The sequence below is a fragment of the Aureimonas sp. ME7 genome, assembly GCF_903970965.1.
GTDB lineage: Bacteria > Pseudomonadota > Alphaproteobacteria > Rhizobiales > Rhizobiaceae > Aureimonas.
Genome location: NZ_CAJCKW010000003.1, coordinates 325,010 through 338,191 on the forward strand (window position 1 = coordinate 325,010; position 13,182 = coordinate 338,191).

The 13,182-nt window shown below is 68.2% G+C and carries 13 protein-coding genes; 5 read left to right on the forward strand and 8 right to left on the reverse strand.

The window, feature by feature from the left end; all coding sequences use genetic code 11:
* Nucleotides 1-9: 9 nt before the first annotated feature.
* Both ngg and H7A85_RS08105 read right to left on the reverse strand, forming a co-directional pair.
* Nucleotides 10-1,707: an N-acetylglutaminylglutamine synthetase gene (gene ngg, locus H7A85_RS08100; RefSeq protein WP_182085406.1), complete on the reverse strand. Its 1,698-nt coding sequence runs from the start codon at nucleotides 1,705-1,707 to the stop codon at nucleotides 10-12.
* Nucleotides 1,704-3,479, reverse strand: a complete 1,776-nt coding sequence (locus H7A85_RS08105; RefSeq protein WP_182085407.1) for an N-acetylglutaminylglutamine amidotransferase — start codon at nucleotides 3,477-3,479, stop codon at nucleotides 1,704-1,706. The genes ngg and H7A85_RS08105 overlap by 4 nt, the downstream gene beginning before the upstream one ends.
* A gap of 171 nt (nucleotides 3,480-3,650) precedes the next feature.
* Between H7A85_RS08105 and H7A85_RS08110 the strand changes: the two genes are divergently transcribed.
* On the forward strand, nucleotides 3,651-4,136 hold the full coding sequence (locus H7A85_RS08110; protein WP_244631049.1) for a MaoC family dehydratase: 486 nt from the start codon (nucleotides 3,651-3,653) through the stop codon (nucleotides 4,134-4,136).
* Nucleotides 4,133-4,825, forward strand: coding sequence for a phosphoglycolate phosphatase (gph, locus tag H7A85_RS08115; protein ID WP_182085409.1), 693 nt, complete (start codon nucleotides 4,133-4,135; stop codon nucleotides 4,823-4,825). The genes H7A85_RS08110 and gph overlap by 4 nt, the downstream gene beginning before the upstream one ends.
* A gap of 5 nt (nucleotides 4,826-4,830) precedes the next feature.
* On the opposite strand, the gene H7A85_RS08120 is transcribed toward gph, so the two are convergent.
* Nucleotides 4,831-5,088, reverse strand: a complete 258-nt coding sequence (locus tag H7A85_RS08120) for a hypothetical protein (RefSeq protein ID WP_182085410.1) — start codon at nucleotides 5,086-5,088, stop codon at nucleotides 4,831-4,833.
* Between the two features lie 164 nt (nucleotides 5,089-5,252).
* Between H7A85_RS08120 and H7A85_RS08125 the strand changes: the two genes are divergently transcribed.
* Nucleotides 5,253-5,504 (forward strand): hypothetical protein, encoded by a 252-nt coding sequence (locus H7A85_RS08125; protein ID WP_182085411.1) that lies wholly within the window; start codon nucleotides 5,253-5,255, stop codon nucleotides 5,502-5,504.
* Nucleotides 5,505-5,515: 11 nt separating this feature from the next.
* Here the strand turns inward: H7A85_RS08125 and H7A85_RS08130 are convergent, their stop codons facing one another.
* A complete protein-coding gene (locus tag H7A85_RS08130; RefSeq protein WP_182085412.1) occupies nucleotides 5,516-6,868 on the reverse strand; it encodes a sigma-54 dependent transcriptional regulator in 1,353 nt (450 codons plus the stop codon).
* A complete protein-coding gene (locus tag H7A85_RS08135; protein ID WP_182085413.1) occupies nucleotides 6,865-8,685 on the reverse strand; it encodes an ATP-binding protein in 1,821 nt (606 codons plus the stop codon). Before H7A85_RS08135 ends, H7A85_RS08130 begins: the two co-directional genes overlap by 4 nt.
* Nucleotides 8,686-8,902: 217 nt before the next feature.
* Here H7A85_RS08135 and H7A85_RS08140 point away from each other — a divergent pair, with 217 nt between their 5' ends.
* A complete protein-coding gene (locus H7A85_RS08140) occupies nucleotides 8,903-10,252 on the forward strand; it encodes a dicarboxylate/amino acid:cation symporter (protein WP_182085414.1) in 1,350 nt (449 codons plus the stop codon).
* 78 nt (nucleotides 10,253-10,330) lie between these two features.
* On the opposite strand, the gene H7A85_RS08145 is transcribed toward H7A85_RS08140, so the two are convergent.
* Nucleotides 10,331-10,663: a hypothetical protein gene (locus H7A85_RS08145; RefSeq protein ID WP_182085415.1), complete on the reverse strand. Its 333-nt coding sequence runs from the start codon at nucleotides 10,661-10,663 to the stop codon at nucleotides 10,331-10,333.
* Nucleotides 10,664-10,788: 125 nt separating this feature from the next.
* Here H7A85_RS08145 and H7A85_RS08150 point away from each other — a divergent pair, with 125 nt between their 5' ends.
* Nucleotides 10,789-11,289: a hypothetical protein gene (locus H7A85_RS08150; protein WP_182085416.1), complete on the forward strand. Its 501-nt coding sequence runs from the start codon at nucleotides 10,789-10,791 to the stop codon at nucleotides 11,287-11,289.
* 7 nt (nucleotides 11,290-11,296) lie between these two features.
* On the opposite strand, the gene H7A85_RS08155 is transcribed toward H7A85_RS08150, so the two are convergent.
* Together H7A85_RS08155 and H7A85_RS08160 are read right to left on the reverse strand one after the other, a co-directional pair.
* A complete protein-coding gene (locus H7A85_RS08155; RefSeq protein WP_182085417.1) occupies nucleotides 11,297-11,614 on the reverse strand; it encodes a polyhydroxyalkanoic acid system family protein in 318 nt (105 codons plus the stop codon).
* Between the two features lie 112 nt (nucleotides 11,615-11,726).
* A complete protein-coding gene (locus H7A85_RS08160) occupies nucleotides 11,727-13,112 on the reverse strand; it encodes a DEAD/DEAH box helicase (RefSeq protein ID WP_182085418.1) in 1,386 nt (461 codons plus the stop codon).
* Nucleotides 13,113-13,182: the final 70 nt, after the last annotated feature.

Consider the following 13,182-nt stretch of genomic DNA (forward strand, 5'->3'; position numbering starts at 1 on the left):
GTGTGGTCGTCAGCCGGAAATGCGGCGCTTGGCGCGAAGGGTGCGCACGGACGCAGGGATGGACAGCGGGAACAGGAGATCGACGAAGCGCTCGGCGGTCGGCTGCGGCTCGTGGTTGGCTAGCCCCGGCCGCTCGTTGGCTTCGATGAACACGTAGTCCGCTTCGCGTGCGTCGCGCACCATGAAGTCGATGCCGCAGACGGGAATGTCGATCGCGCGCGCCGCCGCCACAGCCGCTTCCACGAGGCGGGGATGTACGATGTCGGTGACGTCGTGGATCGTGCCGCCGGTGTGGAGGTTGGCGGTGCGGCGCACCGTGACGCTTTCTCCCTCCGGCACGACATCGTCCCACCCGAAGCCGGCTGCGCGGAGCGTGCGCTCGGTCTCGCCGTCCAGCGGCACCTGAGACTCGCCGCCCGTGGCCGCCGCGCGGCGCCGCGACAGGCGCTCGATCAGTTCGCGCGCGGTGGAGCGCCCGTCGCCGGTGACGCAGGGCGGGCGGCGGATCGCGGCGGCGACCAGCCGGAAGTCGATGACGACGAGGCGCAGATCCTCGCCGGTGAAGCAGGATTCGATCAGCACGCGCTCGCATTCGCGCCGTGCCGTCTCGATCGCGGTGCGCGCGGCTTCCATCGTGTCGATGCCGACCGCGATGCCGCGCCCCTGCTCGCCGCGCGCCGGCTTCACCACGACGGAGCCGTGGCGCGCGATGAAGGCCTCGATCTCGGCCTCGCTTCGATCGGCCCCGATCTGCTCGGGAACGGCGACACCGGCTTCCTCGACCAGGCGGCGCGTCACGCTCTTGTCGTCGCAGATCGACAGGGCCACGGCGGAGGTGAGTTCCGACAGGCTTTCGCGGCAACGCAGCGATCGACCGCCATAGGTCAGGCGGAAGAAACCACCCTTCGCATCGAGGATCTCGGCGTGGATGCCGCGCCGGCGCGCTTCGTCGATGATGATGCGCGCATAGGGGTTGAGCGCTTCCTCGGCGGAGGCGCTGCCGGTGAACAGGCGCTCGTTGATCGGGTTGCGCCGCTTCACCGCGAAGAAGGGCACGCGCTCGAAGCCTAGCCGCTCGTAGAGCGAGATGGCCGGGTCGTTGTCGTGCATCACCGACAGGTCCATCGTCAGTCGGCCGGCGTCGCGGTACCGCTCGGCCAAGCCGCGCACCAGCGCCTCGCCGATCCCCGGCGGCGCGGCCTGCGGGTCGATCGCGAGGCACCAGAGCGAGGAGCCGCCATCCGCATCGGCGAAGGCCGCGACGTGGTCGATGCCGGTGACGGTGCCGAGAATCGCGCCGCTCGCCTCGTCCTCGGCCACGAGATAGGTCAGCACCTCGTCGCCCCGGTGGCGAAAGAAGAAGTCCGGGTTCACCGGCACCATGTTGCGCGAACGGTAGATGCGGTTGACGGCGGACGCATCCTCGGCCGTTTCGAGCGCGCGAATGCGAAAGCCGTAGGGCGCCCGCTCGGCCGGCGGTAGCGAGGCGAGATCGAGCCGGTAGGTGTGCGAGGGGTCGAGAAAGAGATCCTGCGGCGCCTGCGCCAGGAGGACATGCGGGTCGCAGACGTGGAAGGCGATGTCGCGCCGGTCCGGGCCCTCCTCTTCCAGCGAGCGGGCGAGCGTTCCGGCATCGGCGAAGGTTTCGGCGAACACGAGGCGGCCCCAGCCGCAGTCGACGATCGCGTCGGAGGTGGTCGGGGTCATAGGCCCTGCTCCTGAAGCCAGAGTTCCAGAAGCGCCGCCTGCCAAAGCTCGGAGCCTTGGAGCGGCGTGATGTGCGAGGCGGGATCGGCGAACAGCGTGTCGAGATAGGCCGGCTCGAACAGGCCGCGCTCGCGCGCCCGCGCCGAACCCATCGTGTCCCTCACCATGTCCAGCGTCGGGCCCGACAGGTATTTCAGCTGCGGAACCGGGAAATAGCCCTTCTTTCGGTCGATCACCTCGTGGGGGATGACGAGGCGCGCGACGTCCTTGAGGACGCCCTTGCCGCCGCCCTTGAGCTTCTCGGACGAGGGGATGCGCGCGGCGAGCTCGGCCAGTTCGTGGTCTAGGAAGGGAACGCGCGCCTCAAGGCCCCAGGCCATGGTCATGTTGTCGACGCGCTTGACGGGGTCGTCCACCAGCATGACCTGGCTGTCGATGCGCAGCGCCTTGGCGACGGGATCCTCTGCACCCGGCAGGGCGAAATGGTCGCGCACGAAGGCGCCGCTGACGTCCGTCCCCGCGTGCCAGCGCGGCTGGAGTTGGCGGGAAAGCGTTTCGTGCGTGCGGTCGAAGAAGGCGCGGCGATAGGTCTCGACGGGGTCGGCGGCGTCCGCCATCGGCGGATACCAATGGTAGCCGGCGAAGACCTCGTCCGCGCCTTGGCCGGACTGCACGACTTTGATGTGCTTGGAGACCTCGCGCGACAGGAGGTAGAAGCCGATATTGTCGTAGGAAACCATGGGCTCCGACATGGCGCGGATGGCGCCCGGCAGGTTGTCCAGAAGCTCCAAGCCCGGCACGAAGATCTTGTGATGCTTCGTGTCGTAGTGCTTCGCGACGAGATCGGAATATTCGAACTCGTTGCCGACCTCGCCGTTGGCGTCCTCGAAGCCGATCGAGAAGGTCGAGAGCCCGGTCTGGCCTGCCTCGGCTAGAAGGCCGACGATCAGCGAGGAATCGACGCCGCCCGACAGAAGCACGCCGACCGGAACGTCGGCCACCATGCGCCGCGCCACCGCCTTGCGCAGCGCTTCGAGCACCATGTCGCGCCATTCCTCCGGCGAGCGGCGCTCGTCGCCAGCCTGGAGGCCGAAGGGCGGTGCCCAGAACGTCTCGTCGTCGAACGAGCCGTCCGGCTGGATCATCCGGGTGGTCGCGGGCGGCAGCTTCCGCACGCCCTTCAGGATGGTCAGGGGCGCGGGCACCACGGCGTGAAAGCTCATGTAGTGGTGGAGCGCGACCGGGTCGATCGCGGTATCCACCTCGCCGGATGCGACGATCGCGGGGAGCGAGGAAGCTAAGAGGAGGCGGTCCTTCGTCTGCGACAGGTAGAGCGGCTTGATGCCGAAGCGGTCGCGCGCCAGCATGACGCGGCCGGACTCGCGCTCATGGATGGCGAAGGCGAACATGCCGTGGAAGCGCTTGACGCAGTCTCGGCCCCAGGCGTGGTAGGCCTTGAGGATGACCTCCGTGTCGCCGTGCGAGAAGAAGCGGTAGCCGAGGCCCTGCAACTCCTTGCGTAGTTCGGGGTAGTTGTAGATGCAGCCGTTGAAGGCGAGCGTCAGCCCGAGTTCGGGGTCCGCCATCGGCTGGGCGGAGTTTTCCGAAAGATCTATGATCTTGAGGCGGCGATGGCCGAAGCCGACGCGCCCACGCACGACCATGCCGGCGCCGTCCGGTCCGCGCGGGGCGAGGCACCCACCCATGGCGGCGATGCGATCGGGCGAGGCGAAACCGCCGTCGAAGCGGATTTCACCGCAGATGCCGCACATGGGCTCTCCTTGTCGTCAACTCTTAACGCGTTCGGTCCGTGTCCGCTTGCACATAGGTCATGATGCGCTGCGACAACCCTTTGCGTCGGCCTGAGGGCCGGTTAAGACGCGTGGACGAGCAAAGGGGGCGCGGGCGTGGCAAGCGACGACGAGGATGCATTGCGGCAGCGCCTGGTGCCGATTGAGACCTATCGGACCTACCGGGACGGCGAGGCCTTCGTGTCCGGCTGGCTCACCGTCGACCAGTCGATGATCGACCGCTTCGCGGATGCCACCAACGACCACCAGTTCATCCATGTGGACCCCGAACGCGCGCTGACTGAGACCCCGTTCGGGGGCACGATCGCGCACGGGTTCCTGTCCCTGTCGCTCCTGTCGACGCTCGCCTACGACGCGATGCCGGGGGTGCGAGGCACCAGGATGGGCGTGAACTACGGGTTCGACGAGGTGCGCTTCCTGACGCCGGTGAAGAGCGGCGCGCGGGTGCGCGGGCGCTTCCAGCTCGTCGCCATCAAGGAGCGGGCGGTGAGCCTGCAGTCCACCTGGAACGCCAGCGTCGAGATCGAGGGGGCGCCCAAACCCGCCTTCGTCGCGCGCTGGATCACGCTGGCCATTCTGGAGCCGCCGGCCGAGACGCAAGAAGGATCAGAGCGATGAGCGACACGAAGACTTGGCCCCGCGCCGTCCTGTTCGATCTCGACGGGACTCTGGTGGATTCGCTGCCCGACATTCATGCCGCACTGAACCAGACGCTGGAAAGCCTCGGCGAGCCGCCGTTCACGCTGGAAGCGGTCGGGCGCATGGTGGGGCAGGGGGTGCAGGTGCTGATCGGCCGGGCCTACCAGGCGCTGGACAAGGAAATCGATCCGCATACGAGGGACTCCATCGCCGAGCGGTATCTGGCGATCTATTCGGCGCGCGCCACCGAACTCACCACCCTGAATGCCGGGGCGACGGACGCGGTGCGCATCCTCGCCGAACGCGGCATCACGCTCGGCATCGTCACCAACAAGCCGGGGGCGGAAACCGCCGACATCCTCCGGCACTTCGGGCTGGCGGAGCAGATGGCGGTGGTGGTGGGCGGCGACGCGGGACCGCGCAAGAAGCCGGCGCCCGACCTCCTGATCCACGCCTGCCGCGAGATCGGCATTGAGCCGGCAGAAGCGCTCTTCGTCGGCGATTCGGAAAACGACGTCGAGGCGGCGCAGGCCGCCGGGATGCCGGTCGTCGCCATGCGCGGCGGCTATACCGCGACGGGCGTCGAAGGGCTCGGGGCCGACCTCGTGCTCAATCGGCTGGACGAGATCCCGGATCGTCTGGCCGAACTCGGGCCCCGTTCGCCCTGACCCTTTCAGAAGTCGATCTTGCGCGGCACGTAGCCGCCGCGCTGGACGATGGAGGCGATGGCGAGCTGCTCGCGCAGGGGCTTGGCGAGAATTGGCAGGACGCGACGCTCGAACGTGTCGCGTTCCATCGGATCGAGCGAGCCGAGACCGTGCGCGGCCACCTGTTCGGCGACGCGTTGCTCCTGCGAACCCGCTTTCAGAAGCTTGGCTTCCACCACTTCCCGGATCAAGGCACTCAGCTCCGGGTCCACGTTACTCGTCATCGTCCACGCCCTGCACTTCTCGACCGGGAGGTAGGCGCAGACTGCGGCGATGTCGAGATGGAAAGAACGCGCGCGCATGCGTGCGAAAGTTCGCCGCAAGGCCGGAGCCTACCTGCGCGATCGGGGGTTGAGCGGGGGACCCAACCCACGATCGGAGCGATCCCATGAGCCAGACCCCCCTTTCCGACCACGGCCTGTCCATCCTCGTCTTTGCCGCCTACCACTCGCTCGTCAGCGGCAAGACCGTGACGCGCGTCGTTCTCGACGACGGCAAGGGCCACAAGGCCGATGGCGAGGGCGTCGAGGAACTGGAGGCAGCGGGCCTTCTGGATCCCGAAGGCGAGCGCGGCGCGCTGACGGAAGCCGGCCGAGCGAAGCTTTCCGCCCTGATCGACACCCTGCGCCAAGCTGCCTGAGCCAAGCGAGGTCAGCTGCCGGGAACGAAGTCCCGGCGGCTGATGCGGTGGCGCTGGAGCTTGTCGTAGAAGGTCTTGCGCGGAATGCTCAAGACCTCCAGCGTGCGCCGTACGTCGCCGCCGTTCTCCCCCAGCACCTCGCGGATCGTCTCGGCCTCGAACCGCTCCACGCGCTCGCGCAGCGAGCGAGGCACGTCGTCGTCCCCTCCCACCGCCACTATTTCCTCCGCTTCGAGGCCGAGCGCCATCCGTTCGGCGAAATGGGCGAGTTCCCTGACGTTTCCCGGCCAGTCGTGAGTCTGGAGATGGTGGAGGAGCGGGGCGGTCAGTTCCGGCGGCTCGCGCCGGAAGCGCTCGGCCGCCCGGCCGAGGAAGTAGGAAAACAGAAGCGCGATGTCCGGACCGCGCTCGCGCAGAGGGGGAATGCGCACGGTGACGACGTTCAGCCGGTAGAACAGGTCTTCGCGGAAGTAAGCGCGCGCCTCGGCCGAGCCGAGGTCCACCTTGGCGGCGGCGACGACGCGAAGGTCCACCGGGCGGCGCTCGTTGGTGCCGAGCGGCTCGACCTCGCGCGTTTCGAGAACGCGCAGGAGCTTCACCTGCAGCGCCGGCGGCATGGATTCGATCTCGTCCAGGAAGAGCGTGCCGCCGCCCGAATGCTCGATGCGCCCGACCCGTCGCTTGGCGGCGCCCGTGAAGGCGCCGGCCTCGTGGCCGAAGAGTTCGCTCTCGATCACCGCCTCCGGCAGGGCACCGCAGTTCAGCGCCACGAACGGGCGCGCTCCTCGGCGGCTCCACTGATGCAGCGCGCTTGCCACGACCTCCTTGCCGGAGCCCGTTTCGCCCTCCACCAGAACATCGACGTCCGCATCCGCGATCTGGCGCAGGGTGCGGCGCAGGCGCGACATCGCGGGACTGTCGCCGATGAGCGGAAGATCGCTCTCGCCCACCGACGCCAAGGCGCGCAGCCGTCGGTTTTCGAGGACGAGGCGCCGCTTTTCGCCCGCCCGGGCGATGCTCTGGAGGAGCCGATCCACCGGATAGGGCTTGGCGATGAAGTCGTAGGCGCCCTCGCGCAGGGCTTCCACCGCCATGGCGATGTCGCCGTGACCGGTCACGAGGATGACGGGCAGGTCCGCGTCGATGCGCTGCACGGCGCGGAAAAGGTCGAACCCGTCCATGCCCGGCATACGGATGTCGGTGACGACGACGCCCTCGAAGCCCGCATCAACCGCATCGAGGGCGGAACGCGCGTCGGCGAAGGGGCGGGGATCGAGCCCGGCCAGGAGCAGCGACTGCGCGTTGGCTTCGCGCAAATCCGCATCGTCGTCGACGAAGACGACGGGGAAACCGGCGGCCGTCATGCGCCGGCCCTCAGGCGAAGGGTAAACACAGCGCCTCCTTCCGGATCGTTGCGGGCGGCAAGCGAGCCGCCCCATTCGGTGATGATGTCCTTGGCGATGACGAGGCCGAGCCCCAGCCCGCGCGCCTTGGAGGTGGAAAACGGCGTGAACAGCGTTGCCAAGCGATCGGGCGCGATGCCGGGACCGCCGTCGCGCACGTCCAGGCGGACCATGCCGTCCTCCTTCGCGGCCTCGATGCGGATGCGCCCGTCCATTCGGCCCTCCTGCGCTTCCAGCCCGTTCTGGACGAGGATCACGAGAACCTGTTCGAGGCGCAGCCGTTCGGCCGATACGAAGAGATCGGAAAGGTCGGTGCCGCGATCGATCGCGATGCCGGCAGCCTGCAACCGTCCCTGAAGCACCATAGCCGCTCCGTCCACGGCGTCGGACAGGCGAACCGGGGCGAGTTCTCCGGTGCCGCGCCGTGCATGGCCCTTCAACGTATCGGTGATGCGGCCGATGCGCTCCGTCAGGCCGACCACGAGTTGGAGGTTGCGCCGGGTGCTCGTTTCGTCCGCCCGGTCGAGGAAGCGCTCGGCGTTTTCGGCATAGGTGCGGATGGCGGCGACGGGCTGGTTGATCTCGTGGGCGACGCCCGCGGTGATCTGGCCGAGCGAAGCCAGCCGGTTGGCCTGCTCCAGCTCGCGGCGCAGCGTGTCGGCGCGTTCCTCGGCGGCCCGGCGTGTCCGGTTCTCGTCCTGGAGGCGCAGGTTGGCGTCGCGCAGCTCCCGCGTGCGGGCAAGGACGCGGCGTTCGAGTTCGGCGGAAGCGGCCTCAAGGCTCAGCCGCCGCGCCCGGATGCGGCGGGTGCGGCGGGCGGCCAGGAACCCGAGGGTGGCGAGCACCGACGCCAGGGATAGCGCCTGCAGCCGCGCGCCGAGCATCGCGCCCTCGATCGCGGCGTCGGCCGGGATCCAGAGATGGACCGTCCATCGCAGCACCGGATCGTCGAACACGCGCTCGGCGGCGACGAAGCTTTGCGCGTCACCCGTGTCGGCGGCGCTCGTCAGGCCGCCGTCGTTCCGAAGGCCGATCGGCGTCAGGGGGGCGGCGCCGAACTGAAGGCTGTCGCGGATGCTGGCGATGCGGTCCGGCCGAACGGGGCCAAGCGTGCGATAGCGCCAATCCGGCCGGCTGGTCGCCAGGATGATGCCTTCCTCGTCGCTGACGAAGACGGTGTTGCCACTGGTCACCCAGTCCCCTTCCACCCCGCCGAGTTCGACCTTGAGAACCACGACGCCGAGCGGTCGACCACCGGCATCCACCCGCCGCGTCAGGTAGAGGCCCGGCCGCTGGCTGACCGTGCCCAGCGCGTATTGTGCGCCTTCTCCGCGCTCCATCGCTTCGCGGAAATAGGGTCGGAAGCCGTAGTCGCTTCCAACGAAACTCGTCGGCTCGTCGTAGTTGCTGGCGGCGATGGTGAGCCCGGTCGTGTCCAGGAGATAGAGAACGGTCGCGCCTGTCGTGGCGCGCAACTGTTCCAGCCGGGCGTTGACGTGATCGACGCGGGGTGGAGTCGGGTCGGCGAGGACGCTGCGGATGTCGGGGTCTTCGGCCAGCACCGCCGGCACCGATCGCTGCTTGTCCACTTCGCTGCGCAGGACCGAGACTGCCAGGGGAAGTGCGGTTCGGGCACGTTCGTCGAGCGCTGCCAGCCCTGAGCGAAGGCCCCATTCCCCCGAGAGATGCCAGGCCGCAAGGCATACGAACGCCAGCGCGAGCACTGCGGCGGGGCGCCACGAGCGCGATACGACGGTGGGACGGATGTCGTGGTGCATGGTGTGCGGAATATCGCACTTCGACCATACGATGCGAGCGGAATTTCGCTCAGTTCGAGCCCGATACCGTCCCAGGCTCTTTTTCATGAGCCCTGCGCCACGGGAATGGCAGCCCTGCCGCAGACTGGCACGCCGTTTGCTTGAACTCATGTGAAAGCCTCCACGATGCCGCTTCGAAGCATCGACCGGGAGGCCTCAAGCGCATGGGAGGCGCATCATGGCATCCATTCCGGTGACCCGGCCGACGCCGGCCAAGACCAAACCGCTCTATGCCCAACTCTACGTTCAGGTTCTGGTGGCGATCACCGCCGGCATCCTGATCGGGCACTTCTATCCGAGCTTCGGCGAAAGCCTGAAGCCGCTGGGCGACGCTTTCATCAAGCTGGTGAAGATGATCATCGCCCCGGTGATCTTCCTCACGGTCGCCACCGGCATCGCCGGCATGAGCGACATGAAGAAGGTCGGGCGCGTCGCCGGCAAGGCCATGCTCTACTTCCTGTGCTTCTCGACGCTCGCACTCGTCGTCGGTCTCATCGTCGGCAACCTCGTGCAACCGGGCGCAGGGCTCAACATCGATCCCGCTTCGCTGGATGCGTCGGCGGTGGCGAACTACGCCGAAAAGGCCCACGAACAGACGATCACGGGCTTCCTGCAGAACATCATCCCGACGACGATCGTCGGCGCCTTCTCGTCGGGCGACATTCTCCAGGTCCTGTTCTTCTCCGTCCTGTTCGGCATCGCGCTCGGCATGGTCGGCGAGAAGGGCGCGCCGGTCCTCAACTTCCTGCAGGCCGTTTCGGCCCCGATGTTCACGCTGGTCGGTATCTTGATGAAGGCGGCTCCGATCGGCGCCTTCGGCGCCATGGCCTTCACCATCGGCAAGTACGGCATCGGCTCGGTTGCCAATCTCGCCATGCTGGTCGGCACCTTCTACCTGACCTCGATCATCTTCGTGGTGGTCGTGCTCGGCGCCGTGTGCCGCTACAACGGCTTCTCGATCTTTGCCCTCATCCGCTACATCAAGGAGGAGCTTCTCCTCGTGCTGGGCACCTCGTCCTCCGAGGCGGCGCTGCCGAGCCTGATGGAGAAGATGGAGGCGGCCGGCGCCAAGAAGTCGGTCGTCGGCCTCGTGATCCCGACCGGCTACTCGTTCAATCTCGACGGCACCAACATCTACATGACGCTCGCCGCGCTCTTCATCGCGCAGGCGACCGGCATCGACCTGTCGCTGACGGATCAGGTGCTGCTTCTGCTGGTCGCCATGCTCTCGTCCAAGGGCGCGGCCGGCATCACGGGCGCGGGCTTCATCACGCTGGCGGCGACGCTGTCGGTGGTGCCCTCCGTTCCGGTGGCCGGCATGGCGCTGATCCTCGGCATCGACCGCTTCATGTCGGAATGCCGGGCGCTGACCAACCTCGTCGGCAATGCCGTCGCAACGCTGGTCGTGGCGCGCTGGGAGAACGAGCTCGACACCGAGCGACTCCATGCGGCGCTGGCCGGGGAGATCAAGCCGGTCGGCCCCGCGACCGAGCTGACGGGAACGGTGAACCCGGTTCCGGCCGAGTGATCCAACCTTGTCGATGAATGGAAGAAGGCCCGCTTCCCGAGCGATCGGAGCGGGCCTTTTTCGTATGAGACTGGGCGCTCAGGCGCCCACGGCGTAGAAGCGCCCGGCGATGCGATGCCGCTCGGCCTGGCCGGGACGCTCGGGCGCGGCGTCGACGCACAGGCCGAGTTCGGCCCCGCGCGCCCACACGATGCGGGCCGGCCAGCGCAGTGCCTCCACCTCGTCGTAGAGGAACAGGTGCTCGGGCAGGAGCCGCTCGACCGGCGCGAAGGCGCGCACGCGCGCCCCCTCGCGCGAGCGCTCGACGAGGGCGCAGTCGCACAGGAAGCGGCCGGCTTCCCCCATCAGCTTGGCGGGGCGAAGCCGCGTCGCCCTCCGTTGCGCTCTGCGCCGCTCCGATCCCATCGCCATCGCCCTTCCGCCCGTGTTTACCGCTCCCTAACCCTACCGCGCGGAAGGCGTGTTGCGAGGTTCGACTTCCAATCTTCGTTAACGGGCGCGGCGCATCGTTCGGGCTTCATGCAAGGAGCCCTGCGATGACCAGCCTCGCGTCTCACCCGATCGCGTCCCCGACGCTCGGCCCCCGCCCGTCGCGTTTCGGCCGGGCGAGCGAGTGGAGCCTGGCGGACTGGCTGGTCGGTACGACCTCGGTGATGCTGGCGATCGGCTCGGCGGGCTTCTTCGTCGTGTCCTACGTGATCTCGATCCAGTCGCCGGACTATTTCCAGAACGCGGCGCTTTCGCGCATTCCACCCAAGCTCGACCAGATCCAGACCGGCTCGGTGGGAGATCCGCCGGACGCCATGCCGGCGCCCGTGGTGGTGCGCGTGCCCGAGCCGACCGCGTCGGACTATCAGATCGTGATGATCTTCCAGGACGAGGCGCTGCTTGCGACGCGCGACGAGCTCGTGCGGGTCAAGGTCGGATCGGTGGTGCCGGGGCTCGGCGCCATCCAGTCGATCGACGGGTCCTCGCTCGGCGGCACCGTGGCGGCCGACAAGGCGACGCTGCGCAGCGCCACCGCGCCCGGCAGCTGAGGCGGCTTCAGGCGGACTTCTTGTCCAGGAGAAGCTGACCCTCCTTCTGGATCTTGCCGGTGAGCTTGCCCGCGAGCGAGGCGAGGAAGCCGGGCAGGTCCAGCTCGACATGAACGTGGTCGTCCAGGATGTCGAGCCGACCGACGATCGACTGGCCCATCATGCGGGCGCGAAAGTCGAGGCGGTCGCCGGACCATTCGTCGTCGAACTTCAGCATGCCCCCGACCGCTTCGCTGCGGATGCGCCCGAACCCGTCGGCGATCCGCTGGCGGGCGGCTTCGCGCGTCAGCTTGTGGGGAATGTCGACCTTGACGGTCTCGGCCATGCGCCTCGTCTCCTCTGCGGTATCGCCTTCGCATATGGCGAGGCGGGGGACGGAGGGCAACGCCGAACGCAAAAAGGGCGCCCGGAGGCGCCCTTTTCGAAACGTTGATGGATCAGGCCGAGGCGGCCTGCGACCCACCGCCGCCGCGACGGCGGCGACGCTGCCCGTTCGGGCGCGGGGCGCGGTCTTCGCCGCGCGGGGCGCCGGGGGTAGCCCCGGTCTTGGGCGCGCCGCGACGCTCGCCGGGCTTGGCGCCGCGCGGCTGGTGCCGCTGGCCGCCCTCGGGACGCTGGGCATGGCCCGGACGCCCGCCGCGCGGCTGGCGGGGCCCACGGCTCTCGCGCGGCTCGTCGGCGAACGAGGCGGCGTCGGAGAACTCGCTCGTCTGGATGTCGAAGCGCAGGCCCGTCAGCTTCTCGACCTGGCGCAGCTTCGGCTTCTCCGACGGATCGCAGAGCGTGACCGCGATGCCAGACTTGCCGGCGCGCGCGGTGCGACCGATGCGGTGCACGTAGCTTTCGGCCTCTTCCGGCAGGTCGAAGTTCACCACGTGGGTGATGTCGTCGACATGGATGCCGCGCGCCACGATGTCGGTCGCGACCAGCACACGAAGTTCGCCCGCATGGAACTGCGACAGCGCCTTCTGGCGGGCGCCCTGGCTCTTGTTGCCGTGGATCGCGAGCGCCTCGATGCCGGCCTTGGTCAGGTCTTCCGACAGGCGGTTGGCACCGTGCTTGGTGCGGGTGAAGATCACCGTCTTGTCGAAGCCCGGCAGGTGCTTGATCAGCCAGTGCTTCTTGGCCTTCTGCGGCACCAGGAAGACGCTCTGGTCGATCTTTTCGACGGTCACGACTTCCGGCGTCACCTCGACGCGCACGGGATCCTTCAGGATCTTTGCGGCGAGCGAGGCGATGTTCTGGGGCATTGTGGCCGAGAACAGGAGCGACTGGCGCTTCTCGGGAACGAGCTTCATGATCCGGTTGATGTCGCGGATGAAACCCATGTCGAGCATGCGGTCGGCCTCGTCGAGAACGAGATGCTCGATCGCCGAAAGGGAGATCGCCTTCTGCTCGATGAGGTCGAGAAGGCGGCCGGGCGTCGCCACCACCATGTCGACGCCGCGCTTGGCGGTCTCGATCTGCGGGCGGATCGACACACCGCCGAAGACGGTCATGTAGCGGATGGGCGTGCCGGCCGAGAAGCCCTTGACGTTCTCGGCGATCTGGAGCGCCAATTCGCGCGTCGGCGCGAGCACGAGAACGCGCGGCGCACCGGGCTTCGGGCGGTCGCCCTTCTTCAGGAGCGCGTCGAGGATGGGAAGCGAGAAGGCGGCGGTCTTGCCGGTGCCGGTCTGGGCGATGCCCAGGACGTCGCGACCCTTGAGCACGGCGGGGATCGCCTGCGCCTGGATCGGGGTCGGGGTGGTGATGTCCATCTCGACAAGAGCGGACTGGAGCGCGTCGGCAAGGCCGAGCGCCTGGAAATTCGTCTGGGTCAAGGAAAGCCTTTGACGTGTGAAGCCGGGCGAAGCGCCCGGAGATCGGCCGAATGTCCCTTGCGCGGGAACG